Annotated in this window: 16 protein-coding genes; 6 read left to right on the forward strand and 10 right to left on the reverse strand. The window is 60.6% G+C overall.

The annotated features are described in order from the left end of the window. Positions 1-39: 39 nt before the first annotated feature. The 9 genes from nifA to NKH97_RS21935 form a co-directional block, all read right to left on the reverse strand. Positions 40-1800 (reverse strand): nif-specific transcriptional activator NifA, encoded by a 1761-nt coding sequence (nifA, locus tag NKH97_RS21895; protein WP_502897086.1) that lies wholly within the window; start codon positions 1798-1800, stop codon positions 40-42. A gap of 179 nt (positions 1801-1979) precedes the next feature. Continuing rightward, entirely contained in the window at positions 1980-2279 is a 300-nt protein-coding gene (locus NKH97_RS21900) for a ferredoxin family protein (protein WP_031213720.1), read from the reverse strand. Positions 2280-2290: 11 nt separating this feature from the next. Then, on the reverse strand, positions 2291-3598 hold the full coding sequence (locus NKH97_RS21905; protein WP_352798753.1) for an FAD-binding protein: 1308 nt from the start codon (positions 3596-3598) through the stop codon (positions 2291-2293). A gap of 9 nt (positions 3599-3607) precedes the next feature. Then, positions 3608-4717: an electron transfer flavoprotein subunit alpha/FixB family protein gene (locus NKH97_RS21910; protein ID WP_023766900.1), complete on the reverse strand. Its 1110-nt coding sequence runs from the start codon at positions 4715-4717 to the stop codon at positions 3608-3610. A 17-nt stretch (positions 4718-4734) separates the two neighbouring features. After that, positions 4735-5586 (reverse strand): electron transfer flavoprotein subunit beta/FixA family protein, encoded by an 852-nt coding sequence (locus NKH97_RS21915; protein ID WP_352798754.1) that lies wholly within the window; start codon positions 5584-5586, stop codon positions 4735-4737. 186 nt (positions 5587-5772) lie between these two features. Beyond that, positions 5773-6153 carry a nitrogenase stabilizing/protective protein NifW gene (gene nifW / locus NKH97_RS21920; protein WP_352798755.1) on the reverse strand — a complete coding sequence of 127 codons (381 nt, stop codon included), beginning with the start codon at positions 6151-6153 and terminating at the stop codon, positions 5773-5775. Beyond that, on the reverse strand, positions 6150-7358 hold the full coding sequence (nifV, locus tag NKH97_RS21925) for a homocitrate synthase (RefSeq protein WP_352798756.1): 1209 nt from the start codon (positions 7356-7358) through the stop codon (positions 6150-6152). Before nifV ends, nifW begins: the two co-directional genes overlap by 4 nt. A gap of 25 nt (positions 7359-7383) precedes the next feature. Continuing rightward, complete coding sequence (nifS, locus tag NKH97_RS21930; RefSeq protein ID WP_352798757.1) at positions 7384-8550, reverse strand: cysteine desulfurase NifS; 1167 nt, start codon at positions 8548-8550, stop codon at positions 7384-7386. A gap of 430 nt (positions 8551-8980) precedes the next feature. After that, entirely contained in the window at positions 8981-9301 is a 321-nt protein-coding gene (locus tag NKH97_RS21935) for a HesB/IscA family protein (RefSeq protein WP_023766895.1), read from the reverse strand. 532 nt (positions 9302-9833) lie between these two features. Here NKH97_RS21935 and hemP point away from each other — a divergent pair. The 5 genes from hemP to NKH97_RS21960 all read left to right on the forward strand — a co-directional run bounded on the left by hemP (position 9834) and on the right by NKH97_RS21960 (position 14307). Beyond that, the gene (gene hemP, locus NKH97_RS21940; RefSeq protein WP_352798758.1) at positions 9834-9938 is read left to right on the forward strand and encodes a hemin uptake protein HemP; all 105 of its coding nucleotides are present in this window, start codon (positions 9834-9836) and stop codon (positions 9936-9938) included. A 30-nt stretch (positions 9939-9968) separates the two neighbouring features. Then, positions 9969-11060, forward strand: a complete 1092-nt coding sequence (locus NKH97_RS21945; protein ID WP_352798759.1) for a hemin-degrading factor — start codon at positions 9969-9971, stop codon at positions 11058-11060. Between the two features lie 844 nt (positions 11061-11904). Then, a complete protein-coding gene (locus NKH97_RS21950; RefSeq protein WP_352798760.1) occupies positions 11905-13122 on the forward strand; it encodes a cytochrome P450 in 1218 nt (405 codons plus the stop codon). A gap of 40 nt (positions 13123-13162) precedes the next feature. Next, positions 13163-13354, forward strand: coding sequence for a ferredoxin (locus NKH97_RS21955; protein WP_352798761.1), 192 nt, complete (start codon positions 13163-13165; stop codon positions 13352-13354). A gap of 344 nt (positions 13355-13698) precedes the next feature. Beyond that, positions 13699-14307, forward strand: a complete 609-nt coding sequence (locus tag NKH97_RS21960; RefSeq protein WP_352798805.1) for a nitrogen fixation protein NifQ — start codon at positions 13699-13701, stop codon at positions 14305-14307. 904 nt (positions 14308-15211) lie between these two features. Here NKH97_RS21960 and NKH97_RS21965 read toward each other — a convergent pair. Beyond that, positions 15212-15346 (reverse strand): PIN domain-containing protein, encoded by a 135-nt coding sequence (locus NKH97_RS21965; protein WP_352798762.1) that lies wholly within the window; start codon positions 15344-15346, stop codon positions 15212-15214. A 1023-nt stretch (positions 15347-16369) separates the two neighbouring features. On the opposite strand from NKH97_RS21965, the gene tnpA reads away from it, so the two are divergent. Beyond that, positions 16370-16723 carry an IS66-like element accessory protein TnpA gene (tnpA, locus tag NKH97_RS21970; RefSeq protein WP_352798763.1) on the forward strand — a complete coding sequence of 118 codons (354 nt, stop codon included), beginning with the start codon at positions 16370-16372 and terminating at the stop codon, positions 16721-16723. Positions 16724-16783: the final 60 nt, after the last annotated feature.

Here is a 16783-nt window from a genome sequence, read left to right on the forward strand (position 1 = left end):
ACCACTCCGGGCTGCTTACGGTTGACGTCATCACGACGTCTAGAATTTCTTCACCACGATACCATGCCGGCGCAGGGCGTAGCCGACTTGCCGCGGCGTGAGGCCGAGGATACGAGCCGCCCTGGCCTGGACCCAACCGGCCTTGTACATCGCGTCGATCACCCGGTCGCGTTCGGCCAGACGCGGGGGACAAGCGGGATCGTTCGGATCGCCGGCCGTAAGGGGAGATATCTTGCCTGCGGAGGCACCGATGCAACTGGCCGGCAGCCGCAATCCGACCGGCACTGCGTTGACCCGTGCGAGATCGTCGATGGCATTGCCGCCATTCGAGCGGTCGGCTCGCTTCCAGAGGAGCCAGGAAAGGCACTGGCCCTTCTTACAGGCGAAATCGGATGGAGTGATCGTCCTTGAGTGCGCAAGTGTGGCCGTCCTTTGGACGCAGTTCTCCAGCTCGCGGACGTTACCAGGGAAGTAACATTGCGAGATCAGGTCAAGCGCCGGCGCCGCGAAGGCTAGTGCGCGATCGTTCTCCTTGTTGAACCGGTTGAGGAAGGCGTTCGCAAGGCGTGGAATATCGCCGGGTCGCTCTCTGAGCGGAGGCAGGATAATTGGCACGACATTGATGCGGTAATAAAGGTCGGCCCTGAACTCCCCTTTTATGACGGCCGCCTCGAGGTCCTTGTTGGTGGCGCATATGAGGCGCACGTCGACCTGTAGCGTTTTGGTGCCGCCGACTCGCTCCAACTCGCCTTCCTGCAAGACACGCAACAGCTTGGCTTGAAAGGCCGGCGAAATCTCGCCGATTTCATCAAGTAGCAGCGTTCCCTCATTTGCCAATTCAAAACGACCGGCGCGCTGGGAGATAGCACCCGTGAAAGCGCCCTTTTCATGCCCAAACAGTTCTGACTCCAGAACGCTTTCAGACAGTGCGGCGCAGTTCAATTTGACGAAAGACTTCTTCCTCCGACGTGAGAGCTTATGGATGGCCTGCGCAAAGAATTCCTTGCCGGTGCCGCTTTCACCCCGCAGAAGCACGGTGGAATTGGTCCCTGCTACGACCGAGACGGTTTCGAGCACCTGCTTGAGTGCGGGGCTTTCCCCGATGATCCCGTCGATTTTGGCATCCGCATGCCGGGCAGGGTCGTAGGTCCTCCCCTCGTTGGGCGATTTCTCCGGTCCCGATTGCTCATGGCCACACCGCTGACGATCTGTACTCAGGGCGCGATGGAGGCGGATGGTCCGGCCGACAAGGTTGGCGACCATCGTCAGGAAATAAATGTCCTCGTCGTCGCGAAAGTCGGTGGCGCCGTCTCCGGCGCGGTCGATCGATAATGTCCCAAGGACATCATGATCAGCCTTTAGCGGGATACCGATAAAGGCAATTGGGATGGTGCCGCTGCTCGAAGACGTAAGGTCAGCCTGAAATAGTTGGGACTTGCGCACGTCCGGTATGAAGAGCGGCGTCCCCGTAGCGACGATTTGATCTGTTACGGCCTGTGGTATGACGCGGCGAGTGCCTGATTGACGTACGTGGGTATTGCCGGCAGTCGCGGCAATCTCCAGCTCTCCTTCAGCGTCCAGGACGACGATTGCTCCGTGACGCATCTGCAGAAATGAAGGCAGGACGTTCACGACATTGGCGAGCGTAATCTCCAGCTCGCTGGGGGCGGTCAGCACCTTCGATATCTCGTAGAGTCCTCTGAGCGCGATATCTGATTGGGGCATGCTTTTGATGGGCGGTTCAGGGCGGGTCTCCCGAGGTCCAACCTCGTCGACCCGATCTTGCGGTCCGTGGGTCATGGAAACACCTCAGGGGTTGTCGTCCAGAGTGCTCCTCCTTTTTTATCTGAATTCTGAAAGCACAGTATTCACGAGCTTCTCTTCGTCGAAGCGACGATCGAAGCAACGAAGATAGACTTGGCGTTGGGCGAGACCTAAACTGTATCAAGATCAACCCTCTTAATACGTGCGTGCGTCGGTCATCCGAATTTGAAGAGGACTCCGAAACCGCCGCGTGGATAGTTCCACTCGATCTCGCCACTGGTCTCACACAAAATCCGGCAGGTGCCGCACTCCATGCAGCCGTCAGCAGTGATCTCCACTTGACCTTCGTCGTTCAACTCATAACATTTCGCCGGGCAGACGTGGGTAAGCGCGAGCAAGTTCGCGCTTGGCCTCTCGTGCGGTCGCACTTTGATATGCGGGCGGCCGGAATCCACCAAGTAGCGGTTCTGGTAAAGCTTGTCCTCGACACGTGACTTTGTCACTGCGATCGTCATTTCGTCTCCCTTCAGCGCCACGCCAATGCAAGGCGGACCGCGTCGCTGACCAGCCCCCAACGCGAGCGCGCCTTGATGAAGGCCGCCGTGGTCGCCTTTTCCTTCTCGATCTTCGGCGTGCCGTCGACACGCATGAAGTTCTGCGCGGCTTGCGACATCAACCGCGGATAAGTTGTGAAGTAATTGCAGGAATTGGTGTGGAGCAAGGCCGGCATATCTTTGTATTTCTTTAGGTCCTTGACCACGAAGGACTTGTCCAGCATGGCTTTGTAAAGAGCGAGATTTCGTTTGGTCATAGGAGCGTTGCGGCTGTTGACCTCGATGATTGCCTCAGCCGCGATGCGGCCGGAGGTCATGGCGAGGTTCGAACCCTCGCGGTGAATGGCGTTGTTCAGTTGCGCGGCATCGCCGACCACGACCCAACCATCGCCAAACAGCTGCGGAATAGCCTTGTAGCCGCCTTCGGGAATGAGGTGTGCGGAATATTCTTTCACTTCCGAGCCGGCGATCAGCGGCCGGATAGAAGGATGGCTCTTTAAGGCGTCAAGGAGAACGTAGGGGCTCTCGACCATCGCGGCAAAATCGGAGACGAGGCAGCCAATGCCCAGTGAGATCGACTCCTTGTTGGTGTAGAGGAAGCCGAGCCCGGCCATGCTGCGGGAGGTCGTGCCCACCGCCTCGATCACGCAGCCTTCATCGCCCTTGACGCCGAACCGCTGCTCAATGACCTCTTCGGGCAGGAAATGCATTTCCTTAACGGCGAGCGCCACGGCTTGTGGCTTCGGCATCTGGCGCAGGCCGGCTCGCGTGCCAAGCAGTCCGCAGACACCTTCTGCGAGAACGACCACGTCCGCGTAGATGGCTCCGCCGGCCCGATCTGTGCGGACGCCGACCACCCTGTCCTTGGCGTCACGGATGAGCTCCGTCACGGTCGTCTCGCACAGAACCGTCGCGCCGGCCTCGCGCACCTTACGCGAAAACCATTTGTCGAACTGGGCACGGATGATTGTGTATCGGTTGGGCTTGGCCTCATTGAAGTCGTCCGACCGATAGTGAATCCCGGTATGGGATGTGTCGTCCATCACCCAAAGCCGCTGTTCAACCAAATGCCGCTCGAGAGGCGCATCGTCCCTGAAATCCGGGATGATCTTCTCCAGCATGTTCGCGTACATGATGGCACCTTGGACATTCTTGGAGCCCGGATATTCACCGCGCTCCAACTGCAGCACCTTTAGGCCATGGCTGGCCATGGTGTAAGCAGCTGCGTTTCCGGACATGCCTGCCCCAACAACAATGGCGTCGAAGTTTTCCTCGATCATGTCCGTCCCTTAGCTCGCAAGCTTATCGCGACTGTGGGGCGACAGCCGCCGGGTGAAGGCTTCCGTCAGTGCGGGCAGGAAGCGGATCGCGTCGGTGACGATTCCGAGGTGAGCGAAATCGAAAATCGGCGCGTTCGGGTCGGTGTTGATGGCCACGATGAGATCCGCCCCCTCGACGCCAACCCGATGCTGGACGGCGCCGGAAATCCCGGCCGCTATGTAAAGCTTCGGCCGGATGGTCTTGCCAGTCTGGCCGATCTGCCGATCAGCTGGCATCCAGCTCTTCTGGACCAACGGGCGCGAACAGCCATGCTCGGCGCCGATTGCTCGCGCGAGGTTCTTCACAAGCTGCAGGTTCTCCGCCGCGCCAAGACCAAGGCCTCCCGCAACCACGACGTCGGCATAGGCAAGGTTTGCCTTTGCCGACTGATTGTCCGGCAGGAAGCCGAGGACTTTGGTAGCGATCTCGTCCTCGGCAAGCGAGAGCTTGTGCCGGATGACACGCCCGACCGGTTTATCCGTCCGCTGCGGCATGGGCATGACCCTTGGCCGCACTGTCGCCATCTGAGGGCGGAAATTGAGCGTATAGATCGTGCACAACAAGGAACCGCCGAAAGTCGGACGCGTGGCGGCGAGCGAACTGTCGGTATCCACATCGAGTTCGGTGCAGTCGGCCGTGAGCCCTGTCTGCAAGGTCGTCGCCACGGAGCCGGCAAGATCCCTGCCGAGTGTGGTGGCACCGAGAAGAAGGATTTCGGGTTTGTGGGTATCGACCAGATCCGTCATTGCCTTGGTGAAAGGCTCGTTCCGATAGTCGGCGAGCAGGGGCGCCTCGGCGATGTAGACAAGGTCAGCACCATAGGCGAATGCTTCGGCAACGGCGTTCCCGACGGCCTCTCCCGGCGGTCCGAGCACGACGCCTGCAAGCTGGACCTGAAGCTTGTCTGCTAATTTGCGGCCTTCGCCGAGCAGCTCGAATGATACGGGATGGACCTGGCCGCGTTCGAGCTCGATGAAGACCCAGACGTGGCGGTAGTCCTTGAAATGGGCGGGCAGCTCCTTCTTTATGCCGGCGCGGCCGGCGGCAGGGCGAGGGGTTTCTCGGTTCGCGGTCGACATCGTTTTGCTCCTTGCCGTCACGCGCCGCCGTTAAAGGCGAGCTCATGTTCCAGCGCCGGCTGGCGGGTGAAGATTGCGGTGATGAGTTCGTCAGCGACATCGCGCAAGGCCTTCTCGGCGGTGTCGATTAGTGCCGCCCTTTCAGCTCGAGCAGGAGGGGCGAAAACACGCTTGACGACCGTCGGTGAGCCGCGCAGGCCGCATTTGGTGAGATCCTCGATGCCGGCGTCGGCCGCACTCCATTTCAAGACCTGGTTGCGCGCGGCGCACAAGGCGTCGTGGATAGAGCCCCGGCGGATCTCGTTTGTGCCTTCCAGCATGGTGATGAGGCAAGGCAGCCTGCTCTTCAGCATCTGTGTGCCGCCTTCGGAGCGGCGCTCGACCTTGATCTCGCCTGCAGCAAGGTCAATAGAGGGGATCTTCGCGACATAGGTCAGTTGCAGGAGTCCGAGACGCTTGGCGATGCCGGGCCCGACCTGGGCGGTGTCGCCATCGATCGTCTGCTTGCCGGTGAAGACGAGGTCTGGCGTGCCGAACGTCTCGCCGACCTTCGCGATTGCCTGGGAAAGGGCGAACGAGGTCGCCAGCGTGTCGGAGCCGGCAAAATAGCGGTCGGTCAAGAGCACCGCTCGGTCGGCGCCGTAGCCGAGCGCCTTGCGCAGCGCGTCCTCTGCCATGGGCGGACCCATGGTGAGCACAGTGACTTCGCCGCCATAGGCATCGCGCAGTCTGAGCGCTTCTTCGAGGGCGAACAGGTCGTAAGGGTTGATGATGGTCGGAACACCCTGGCGCATGATTGTGTTCGTCACCGGATGGACCCTTATCTGTGCCGAGTCCGGCACCTGCTTGATGCAGATTACGATGTGCATTGGCGGTTTCTCTAGGCTCCTGTCCGGGTGCGGGCATTGCGGTTATCTCCTTGATCCGCATAATTCGTGCCAAGTCTCTTGCGCTGCCCCTTCCTACAACTTCGGCTGGTTGCTTCTGACGGCGCTGTGGTGATGACCGGATTTGTCGGCTGCTCGACATTGTCGCGTCGCAACCCTTGTCGCCGCTCATTCCCGTCCGAACCGCTTCAGTACCGAGTCGAACGGGACAAAGGTGTGACCCGGCGCGGCAGGTTTGTTCGGATCGTGGTCTTTGAGCACCTTGAAGACCCGATGCGTGAGCGGCGAGGAAATCGCAAAGTCCTCGTAAGCGCGTTCGAGCGTCGCGCGCACCCTCGCGGCAATCACCTGGTCGGGCAGACCGGAGAAATCTTCTTCGGCAAGGTATTGGCCCACGCGCTTCATTATATGGAGCCGCGAGACATTCAGCACCTTGGGGTCATAGGAGACGCCAAGGACTGAGAAGAACTCCTCCGCGGCCGACAGGCGCTTCAGTCGTGCGAGGATGTCTGTGACATCGATGGGGCGGCTGTCAGCGGAACAACTCATTGCATTCTCCCTGGTCGCAAAACTGTGGCCTTTGCGCGCGCGCGCACGGCTGACCTGGACCCGCACAGCTCGAAGAGGGACGCCTCGCTGCACATTTTATCGTAGAGCTCGACCAGTTGAGTTGCAGTGAGCGTCGATTTGGTCTCGGCCGCCTCGCGCCGGACGCGGGCCACCATCGCGGCTGCCAGATCCGGGTCGAGATCGCGACCGCTTTCGCTCAGCACATGAGCAATCGCAGAGGCGCCGGAATGCTTGCTGATGACGATCCGCCGGCAACGGCCCACGAGAGCCGGATCAAGCCCCTGATAAGTACGCGAGTCCTTCAGCAGCCCTGCGACGTGAATGCCGGATTCGTGGGTGAAAACATCGGCGCCGACGACCGGCTTAGTGGCCGCGGTCCGCCGGCGGGCGGCCCAAGCCACCTGGGCGGCGAGGCTGGGCAATGCGGTCAGCTCGATGCCGGTATCTGCGCCGCCGAAGACCGCCATCGCGGCGGCCACCTCTTCCAGCGCGGCATTGCCCGCACGCTCGCCGAGCCCCAGGACGGTGACGGAGGCATGGCGCGCGCCTGCGCGGATCGCGGCTAGCGTGTTGGCGCCAGCAAGTCCGAGATCGTTGTGCGCATGAAATTCAAGGTCGATTGGAGACTGCGCCACGAGCTGGGCGACAAGTTCAAAGGTCGAAAACGGGTCGAGAACACCGACTGTGTCGGCTAGCCTGACGCGGCTTGCGCCGGCGCGTGCGGCCGTCTCGATGACGCGGGCGAGATGATCCCGATTGGCCCGCGAGGCATCCTCGCACCCCACCGCGACGAAGAAGCCGGCGGCGGCGGCGCGCCTGACCATATCATCGATGACCTGGAGCGCTCCCGCCTTGTCCAGGCCGAGCTTGGCGGCAAGTTGGATGTCCGACGCAGGCAGCGACAAATTGACCGCTTGGACCCCGCTCTCGATCGCTGCATCGAGATCCAACGACGTCATCCGGCACCAGGCCATGAGCCGAACCGGAAGGCGCCGCGCGACCACGGCGCGAATTGTTTCGATCTCGTCGACCCCCATGACCGGCGTGCCGATCTCGATCTCTGTCACGCCGGCCGCCGCAAGAGACTCAGCGATCTCAAGCTTTTCCGTCGTGGTAAAGGCGACGCCCGGCGCCTGCTCGCCATCGCGCAACGTCGTATCGTTGAGAGAGACATGACGGGTCATGACCGGTAGCCTGTTCTTCTGCCGCTCACGCATAGACCGGATTACCCGGCCCAGAACCGAAAAAGCTGCGCAGCTTCCCCACGATTGCCGGCATGACCTCGAGCACCCGGTCGATATCCTCTTCGCTGTTGTCCCGCGCCAAGGAGAAGCGGACTGCCGCGTGCGGCGTTTTCATCGCGCTTAGGACATGGCTTGGTTCCAGAGAGCCGGAGGTGCAGGCCGAGCCAGAGGAACACGCGATGCCAATGCGGCTGAGGAGAAGTGGAATTCCATCACTGTCGACATGTTCGAAGGAGATGTTTGCGGTGTTGGGCAACCGTTGCAGGGGATCACCAGTGACACAGGTGCCTGGGATGCGCTGGAGGATCCCGCCCTCCAGACGATCGCGGAGCGACTTTACCCGTGTGGTCTCGTCGTCCATGAATTTCAAGGCGAGTTCGGCCGCCGTGCCGAGCCCGGCTATGCCGGGCGTATTCTCGGTGCCAGCACGCCGGTTGTGTTCTTGGTGACCCCCCTTGATCAGCGAATGGAAGTTGACGCCGCGTTTTACGAAAAGCGCACCGATCCCTTTCGGCCCGTGCAGCTTGTGGCCGGAGAGCGACAGCATGTCGATTGCGGTCGACTTCAGGTCCATCGGAAGCTTGCCGACCGCCTGCACAGCATCGGTATGGAATAGGGCGCCGACTTCCTTGGCCAACTCGGCAAGCCTGGCCACGGGGAAGATCACACCAGTCTCGTTGTTCGCCCACATTATTGATACGATTGCCACCTGTGGGGTGAGGGCGGCCATATAGGCGTCGAGGTCGAGCCGACCACGGCAGTCCACCGGGATCCTGTGCACCTTGACGCGGCGGGTCTTCTCAAGATGCGCGCAAAGCGTCAGCACGGCGGGATGCTCGACCGCGGACGTAACGATCTCAGTTCGGTTGGGCGCCGCCTCGAGCGCTGAAAGAAGCGCTGCATTGTCGCTTTCTGTCCCACCCGAGGTGAAGGTGATCTCATCGTCGAACTCCGCGCCGATCAGCGCTTGCAACTGCCTCCGCGCCTTTCTCACCGCCGCACTGACTGAGGCGCCAAGAGCGTGCGCCGACGAAGGGTTGGCGAATTGACCCCTAAAGAGCGGCAACATCGCTTGCAGGACCGCAGGATCGACCCGTGTGGTTGCGTTGTTGTCGAGGTAGACAGGCTTCATAGGTGCGATCCTCAGTTGACCAGAATGACGCGCGCGGACTGACTCGTTGAGCCTCTGGCGCATGCCGTTGATGATAATGGGCCTGAACTGGCAGCCCGCGCAGACGCCCGGAGTGTTTGACGCAGACCGGATCTCCGTCGAGATGGACATGTTCGCAGTGGCCGCCGTCAGCCGTAAGGACGCCCGAACGCGATAACGTTATCGATGAGCCGAATTTGGCACAGCAGCGCGATCTGTCCGCAAGCAGCTCGGGTGACACCAGGACCCGAGCTGTTTCGGGAGGCGGCGTTCTTTGCACCCTACCGGAAGCGAATAGCGGTCCCGAGATCCGTTTTCCTTGGTCTTTAGGACGGGGACATCTGTCGTGCCGGCCATATAAGTCTCCTCTGCCGCAAAATGAGTCCGACGGCCGCATAGGCGCTTCGGGCGTTTAACTGAAGGACTTGCCGCAGCCGCACTTCTCGCGCGCATTGGGGTTATCGAAGACAAAGCCGGAAGATTCGAGCCCGGTGAGGAAGTCAACGGTCATGCCGGCGACATGGGGTTGGGAACCCGCGTCCACGAACAGCTTGATCCCATTTGTGCCAGTGATCGCGTCGCCCTCGCGCGACACGCTCTCCAGGCCCATTAAGTATTTGAAGCCGGCGCAGCCGCCGGCCTCGACCATGATGCGAAAACCTTCCGCCGGCTCGCTGGCGCGGGAAAGAGCAGTCTTGAAGGCAGCAACAGCGTTGTCGGTGAGCGTAATCATGGCTCCATTCTCCTCAGTCCGGGACCTGCTTGCGCATCACGTCGCATGCACCGTGCCAAAGCGAAAAAAACGTTTCAACACAGCCGCGGCATCTCTGACACTGCCGTGCTTCTTGTGAGTGCATTGCTGCGAAGCTGTCGGCCAACCGACACGTACTGTCGGGTTTGTCGGGTCTACCACGAGGGATGTTGGGCCTGATTCTTGGTTGAACTCACATCACCAAATACAGAACTTCTTCTGAGCTTGCTTCGGCGCAATTGGCACGGTTTTTGAGGCTCCGTTTGGCGAGACGGCAAGAGCATGCCGATCCACAACCATGCCGTGGGTGCCCGCGCGATGGATGGGGCGAAGCAGGGAGCAACATGTCAGGACCGGGTCAGACACGCGTTGTTTGGCAAAGCAGCGCCGCCCGTGGCATCCGAATGCCCGCTTGGCCGATTGCGACAACACCCACACTCGCTCACCGTCGACCGGCTCGATGGGATGCCATTGGCATGTGCCTGCTCGCCGGTTTTCGCACGGGTGCGACGCCGTGCGCACGCTGTCCAGCGACACCTTGTTCATGGGCCCGCAGCAGATCAGGATCGAGCATTTCGGCGCGCCTTATCGGCTGAAGATTCCCGGGCAGGGCAGATGATCCTCACACGTCGTAGAAACAGGGGTAAGCATGGACCAACGCGAGAAACCGTCGTCCGACGAAATCCGGCGGGCGTGCAAAGACAATCCGAAAATCCGGGAGCATGATCTCGCCGCTCGATTGGGCATTTCGGAAGCGGAACTGGTCGCGGCGCATTGTGGTCACGGCTCGGTGCGCATCGAGCCGCGCGTCGATGATCTGCTGACCGGCCTCGAAGCGGTCGGCGAGGTGATGGCGCTCACCCGCAACGAAAGTGCCGTGCACGAAAAGATCGGCGTCTACGACAAAGTGGTCACCGGCAACCAGCATGCCATGGTGCTCGGCGACGACATCGACCTGCGCATCTTCCGGAAAGCGTGGGCGTATGGCTTCGCCGTCGAGAAGCGCGAAGGAGCCGAGATCCGCCGCAGCCTGCAATTCTTTGATGCCACCGGCGAGGCGATGCACAAAGTGCATCTCAGGCCCGCCTCAAACCTCTATGCCTATCAGAATCTGGTGGCAGAGCTCGAATCCTCGGACCAGGAACCGATCATATCGGTCGAGGCGCGCGGGGCGCGCGATAACACGGTGAGTCCAGACCACGCCGCCACGGTCGACGACCTACGCGAGCAATGGAGCCGGCGGAGCGACGTGCATCAGTTCTACCATATGTTGAAGACACTGAAGCTCAGCCGCTGCCAGGCGATGCGTATGGCCGACGAAGATTACGCCTGGCTGCTCGACAATGATGCCGTTGGCGCCCTGTTCCAACAGGCGGCCGAAGACGAGATGCCGATCATGTGCTTTGTCGGCAATCGTGGTTGCATCCAGATCCATTCCGGCCCGATCAAGTCGGTCAAGCAGATCGGGCCGCGGATCAATGTGCTCGACGAGACCTTCCATCTGCATCTTAGGACCCATCACATCCGCGAGGTCTGGGCCGTGCGCAAGCCGACGAGGGATGGTCACGTTACGTCCATTGAAGCCTATGGCGCGGACGGCAAGATGATCATCCAGTTCTTCGGCACGCGCAAGGAAGGCGAACGCGAGGGCAGCGACTGGCGGTTTCTAGCCGAGAGTCTGCCACGCGTTCCCGGTCCGACCTCCAGGGGTGTGTTGACTGCCGACAGGTCCTCGGATTGAACCGGCCGCCATAGGACTCGGCACCACGTTCCGACAGCGGCTCGCGAGCAAATTTAGGTCCATGAGCGGAAAGGACTGCCGTCGTAGCGCATGCGCATGGTCAGGTGATGCACGCCGGAATGGACCGCATCTATACAGTCAAGCTGGTCGCCGGCCGGACCGGTGCGCACGAGTGCATCGCCGTCTTGACCTAAAAGCCTTGCAGCGCCTGCGATAAAACGCATACGCCATCAGCGCCGAACCGAAGCGCGGCTTGACCTTTTTGATATTTCCGATCATCTCGCGCAACCGCCGTCGGGTCTTCTCGGACCGCACCCGATCCTTGCGCTGGATCGCGTCGTTGCTCAATCCGGGCCGTGCGAGCGATCTACTCGCTCGTCGACCGGCAGGCTGTGCAGCAACAGCCAAGCCGAACAGCCCGATGTCGCGGGCTCGACAAAACCGACCACGGATGTCGGTTGTCGGACGTTGTCATAAGAATGATGGACAGGTGATCATCAGCGGCGGGCCCAGCGCAGGCTGGCATTGCTTGGTGCAGCGCCATGGGTACCCCTATCCGGCACGCGACTTGCTTCGACAATTTGATCAGCAGGGCAGAGGTGATTGACCAGTCTCTCAACCCTAACGGGGATAAGCGGCGGCTTTGCTTCATGACCGGAGCGCGGCGGAGATGCCCCTTCTGATCGACTTCGCAACCCATCTCATCCGCGCTGGTGCAGGTGGGCTGTATCAGGCGACAGAATCTAGAAGGCGCCCGACAAGAGACGTGCCCATGCTGGAATCGACTTTATGAACAGCGGTGCAATCTCAATCGAGCCATGAACGCCAATGTAGAGAAAACAAAATGGCGACTAACCCCGTTCCAGATCATGTCCCGCCCGAAATGGTGAGGGATTTCAGCCTGTTTACATCGCCAGGGATGCCACCAACGCCCAACGGGGATCCACACGCAGCTGTCGCTTGCGTACATGACGGGCCTCCGATCTTTTACTCCCGCTACAACACGCAAGATGGCCGGGGTACCTGGGTCATCACCCGTGCCGCGGACCAGCGGAAGGTGCTGCAGGACGCAGAGACTTTTTCCAGCCATCGCAGCATCTTCTCCTCCATACTGGGTGAAAACTGGCCGACGATCCCGCTTGAGCTTGATCCACCGGCCCATAGCGTCTTTCGCTCACTGCTCAATCCGCTGCTTTCGCCAAAGCGGGTGTTGGCTTTGGAACCGGCTGTCCGCGAACGGGCGGTCGAGCTGATCGAAAGGATCGCCGCGTCGGGCACAAGCTGCGACGTGATGAAGGATTTTGCCTTTCCTTTCGCGGTGAGCACCTTTCTTCGCTTTCTGGGGTTGCCTGATGACCGACTCGATACATTCGTCGGCTGGGGGAAAGATCTGCTCCACGGCGACGATAAGGAACGACCTGTGGCTGCCCGGACGATCCTGGCATTCATCGACGAACTTGCAGCCATGCGCCGCGATGAGGCGGTTGACGATTTCATGACCTTTATCGTGCAGGCACAGGTCGAGGGCCGCCGGCTGACGGACACCCAAGTCCGCGGCATCGGCGTGCTTGTCTTCGTCGCTGGGCTCGACACGGTCGCAGCATCTATAGGCTTTGACTTGGCGTACCTCGCACGCAACCTCAAAGATCAGCAATTGCTGCGGAGCGAACCGGACCGCATCCCGCTCGCAACCGAAGAATTGCTGCGGGCCTATCCGCCCATTCAGTTGATCCGCGTGGCCACGAAAGATATCGACTTCGAAGGCGCGCCGATCCGGAAGGGGGACTATGTTTCCTGCGCCACGATGATTGCCAATCGTGACCCGGCGGAATTCGCATGTCCCAACACGATCGATTTGGAGCGGGAGGACAACCGCCACGCCGCCTTTGGCTATGGTCCCCACCGTTGCCTTGGCTCACACCTTGCCCGGCGGGAGATTGTCATTGGCCTGGAGGAGTGGCTGGCGCGCATCCCAGCTTTCAGCATCAAGCAGGGTACGGCACCGATAACCTCTGGCGGCCATGTGTTCGGGATCGAGAATTTGATCCTGGACTGGTCTTAGGCCCGCCCCGAGCCGGGGCACCGACAATGGAGGCAGCGCCATGCGCATCATCGTCCAAAAGGCCAAATGCCAGGGTCACGCGCGATGCGCGGCGCAAGCGCCGGACATCTTCAAGCTTGATGAGGAGGGCTACATCCTGCCTGGTGACATTGAAGTTGCGGAAGGGGAGGAACTGCCTGCATCGCGAGGCGCGCGATCCTGTCCTGAACGTGCGCTGGAACTCACTCGCTGACGCTCTGAATCAGACGTCATTCAACCGTGAGTCTGGCGGCTTGAATGGGGCCGACCATGTGGCCGCACTCAGCACGCGCCGTTTGTCCTGCACGGTCCACGTCCAACTCTGCGGGGGCATTTCCGGCGCCAGTGTTCCCCGTGAGGCGCAAATGGGCAGGGCAGGGGTTCGCGAACACCTCTTCCAATCACAGAATTTGCGTCAGAGCCGATGGACCAGACGAGAATTGCCGAACTACTCGACACGAGGCGACCCGGAGTGCCATACCGAAGAACTGCCCGACCCATGTTGCGGCAGGCCGGGTCTCTGCATGATTTGATAGGACGAGAGCAGGAGAACGCACCATATTTGCTCAACATTATGCCCGGCTCAGCACCGGCCAATCGCCGCAGATCGAGCTGGACCAGCATGTGCTTGCCTGTGTGCTTTCACGTGCGCTCGAGGAGATCGAGGCCGGCGAGGCGACTGTGACGGAGGCAACCGGACTTTCGCGCGCCGAGCTGCGCGATGTCCTGTCCCGCTGTTTTCCTGCTATTCCTATCAACGCGTTTGCCTTGAAAGAGGTGAGCGAGCCCGAGCCGGATCTGGAGGAAGAACTGCTGCATGGACTGCTGCTGGCGCATGCCCGTCCTGGCGACCCGACGAGCGCCCGCTTCGCCAGGATCATCGCCCGGCGTGCCATGCGCAATGACCACCTCTGGCAGGAGCTTGGCCTTTTTAATCGGACCGAGCTCGGCCGCCTGCTCGCCTCGCATTTTCCGACGCTGGCGGCCGGCAACACCCAAAACATGAAATGGAAGAAATACTTTTACCGCAAGCTCTGCGAGGCCGAAGGTTTTTCGCTGTGCAGCGCGCCCAGTTGCCGGGAATGCAATGATTTCGAAAGCTGCTTCGGCCCGGAGGAAGGCGAAAGGCGCCTCACACGGATCAAGAACGGCTTCGCCCCGGATTGAGAGCCGCTTCGTCGGTCGTACAGCGCCAGCGCTCGCGCCGCCTCCTAGGTTACTTGTCGAATGTCGACGGGCCTTCGAGAGTTGAATGCTGTACCTGCTGTCCGATTGCTCGCGATGCTCGCTTCGGCGGGCGCTGTCATCATGGCGGTGCAGGATCTGAAGCCCGCTCGCCCGAGCTATTTGGTCCAGGGTGCCTGCGGGATGTTACGCTTGATAGCGAACGTGATTGCGAACAGTCCCAGGGGGCAGGAAACAGGCCCATTCCCATGAAGGCGACCATCGAGCCGTCGCTGCTGCCGTGGCGATGACGCTTCCCGCGAAGCAAGCGTTTCATTTACTGTCGGCGATGCGGTCGCGTGCTGGACGGGATATCGAGTACGATCTGGCGAGATTGGCGAGCGGGATTCGAACAATGCTCGCGTGTCCGGCCGGAAGCGCCCGCGGATAGAAGAGCGTTCATCTCCGCGAACGTTTGGACGATCGAGGTAGCGTCAGGCGTAACACCTCAGATGCTGGCTCGGAGTCGCCAAAGACCTGACGTCGATTCTACCCGATGGTCCTTTCACAAGGTCTCGTTTCATAGGAACTTCCCAAGTTTCCTCGTTCGGATTGAAAGGCCGGGTAATTCAAAATGAGCATGGACGCGAAGGAAATCGTGGACATCCATCGAGACGACAGGGATTCTGTACTCGCCGCGATCGCAAGGTGTGGCTCGGACCGCCGATGGTTCTGCGGGGACGGCACCCACAAATGCCGCAGGCTCGGGACCGTAGTCATCAATGCGTACGTCCGCGCGACTGCGGCATTCATAGCGGAACACCATATCGGTTTCGAGCACTTCATTCAGCCAGCGTGAGAGATCGTGGGCGGCTGGGGTTCTCAACCGCAGCGATTCAATGCCCCGTTACAGTTCAAAAACCGCACCGAACGGAATTGCCAGCCGATGACTCGGCGTCGCCCAGTCCGCCCAGGCGAGAACATGCCGGTTCGGTCTCTTCTTTGTGAATTCACTCAGGACATTTGTGTCGAGAAGAAACATTCCGGTGGGCTCCTTTGCGGCCAGAATTGCTTTATGTGCACAAGGCCTAAATCAGAACCACCGGTGAATAGTAAACGCGGTCAATTGGAGCGTGCATTGGCGAGCGGCGGGGCAAGTGGCGTTCGTACATGGCGTGGCATCTGGACCCTCAAAGAGGCGAGGGCGAGATTCAGCGAGTTATTGGCGGCTGCTGCCGAAGAAGGGCCGCAGGGACTGTCGACGGCAGTTCGTGCTCCAAATGTCGAAGCCCGGACCACGAAGTCCGCTCGGGGGTGTCTTGTTGAAGGGCGGGCCGCTGAATGATGATGAAGAGCTTGATCTCGACTGATTGGGCGGCCAGCGATGACATTCGATCGTAGACAATAACCCAGTTGCCTTCCACAATGACGTTGTTGCCGATGGACTCTTTCAGCGGGTGGATCGAGCACTCATCCTCTTCGCGCCCGCACACTCGCAGAGCATGTGCATATAGTCCGCGAAAGCCGGATAGCTGAAGTTCAGCGTTCTGCCATCGAGCTTCGGAAGCAGCCGTGCTGTTTTGCGCTGAAATCAATCATCCAAGGGCGCGCCCCCCATTGCCCAACAGCCTACATTCGTTCAGATGTGGTGTTCAACACGGTGTGGAGGGGCAGGTCACGGTATGTGGTCAGCTGCCGTTAAGAGGTTTTCCGTGAGCGGACATGCGCTGCATCGGTTTATCGATACTGTCGAGATCTAAACCCGGAGCCGCTGCTGCTTTCGCGTTTTGGGCAACAGCACAAAGAACTGCTGGCTAAGCTCAAGGCAGATCGTTTCGCTCAAGGCTGCGGTCCGCGCGGCAGGCGAGGACCGCAGCCGATTCATTGACACGACGGTCGGTCGCGAGGCAATCGCTCCTGTTGCGATTGCTGCCGAACTGCAATTACAGATCCAGGAAGATTCAGCCAGCGATACCCTCCGGCGAAGGCTGCCTTGCGAGAGGATGGCCCGGTAGCGAGGCTGCGCTCTTAAGGTCGTCCTTACGAGCGAAGTTAGCAGCACAGCATGAGCCATATGACGTTATTGACCGGGCCGGAGCGGCGGCGTCGTTGGAGTGAAGCGGATCAGTGCCGGATACTGGCGGCGGCATTCGCGCCCGGGGCCACAGTGGCGGCGGTGGCCCGTCAGTACGATGTCGCGACCAGCCTGATCTACAAGTGGCGCCGCACGATGAGAGCCCGAGAGACGGGCTTTGCCGAAGTTGTCGTGGCTCCCGATGAGCCTGTCGCCGCTTCGGTGCCGGCGGCGCCACCAGTGGTGATCGAGCTGGAGGTCGCCGGCAAGGTGCGGCTGCGGATTCCGTTGACCACGCCGCCAACACTGGCGGCAGCGATGGTGAAGGCGCTGGGCGTTTCATGATCCCGGTTCCGAGCTAGGTGCGGATCTGGTTGGCGGTCGGCCGGACCTATATGCGTCGCG

This window comes from Mesorhizobium sp. M0870 (genome assembly GCF_040319775.1).
Lineage (GTDB): Bacteria > Pseudomonadota > Alphaproteobacteria > Rhizobiales > Rhizobiaceae > Mesorhizobium.

What these genes read in the sequence shown, in the direction of transcription:
- nifA (WP_502897086.1), bottom strand. Translation starts at nt 1,800, where the DNA reads ATGACCCACGGACCGCAAGATCGGGTCGACGAGGTTGGACCTCGGGAG.
- NKH97_RS21900 (WP_031213720.1), bottom strand. Translation starts at nt 2,279, where the DNA reads ATGACGATCGCAGTGACAAAGTCACGTGTCGAGGACAAGCTTTACCAG.
- NKH97_RS21905 (WP_352798753.1), bottom strand. Translation starts at nt 3,598, where the DNA reads ATGATCGAGGAAAACTTCGACGCCATTGTTGTTGGGGCAGGCATGTCC.
- NKH97_RS21910 (WP_023766900.1), bottom strand. Translation starts at nt 4,717, where the DNA reads ATGTCGACCGCGAACCGAGAAACCCCTCGCCCTGCCGCCGGCCGCGCC.
- NKH97_RS21915 (WP_352798754.1), bottom strand. Translation starts at nt 5,586, where the DNA reads ATGCACATCGTAATCTGCATCAAGCAGGTGCCGGACTCGGCACAGATA.
- nifW (WP_352798755.1), bottom strand. Translation starts at nt 6,153, where the DNA reads ATGAGTTGTTCCGCTGACAGCCGCCCCATCGATGTCACAGACATCCTC.
- nifV (WP_352798756.1), bottom strand. Translation starts at nt 7,358, where the DNA reads ATGACCCGTCATGTCTCTCTCAACGATACGACGTTGCGCGATGGCGAG.
- nifS (WP_352798757.1), bottom strand. Translation starts at nt 8,550, where the DNA reads ATGAAGCCTGTCTACCTCGACAACAACGCAACCACACGGGTCGATCCT.
- NKH97_RS21935 (WP_023766895.1), bottom strand. Translation starts at nt 9,301, where the DNA reads ATGATTACGCTCACCGACAACGCTGTTGCTGCCTTCAAGACTGCTCTT.
- NKH97_RS21945 (WP_352798759.1), top strand. Translation starts at nt 9,969, where the DNA reads ATGGACCAACGCGAGAAACCGTCGTCCGACGAAATCCGGCGGGCGTGC.
- NKH97_RS21950 (WP_352798760.1), top strand. Translation starts at nt 11,905, where the DNA reads ATGGCGACTAACCCCGTTCCAGATCATGTCCCGCCCGAAATGGTGAGG.
- NKH97_RS21955 (WP_352798761.1), top strand. Translation starts at nt 13,163, where the DNA reads ATGCGCATCATCGTCCAAAAGGCCAAATGCCAGGGTCACGCGCGATGC.
- NKH97_RS21965 (WP_352798762.1), bottom strand. Translation starts at nt 15,346, where the DNA reads ATGTTTCTTCTCGACACAAATGTCCTGAGTGAATTCACAAAGAAGAGA.
- tnpA (WP_352798763.1), top strand. Translation starts at nt 16,370, where the DNA reads ATGAGCCATATGACGTTATTGACCGGGCCGGAGCGGCGGCGTCGTTGG.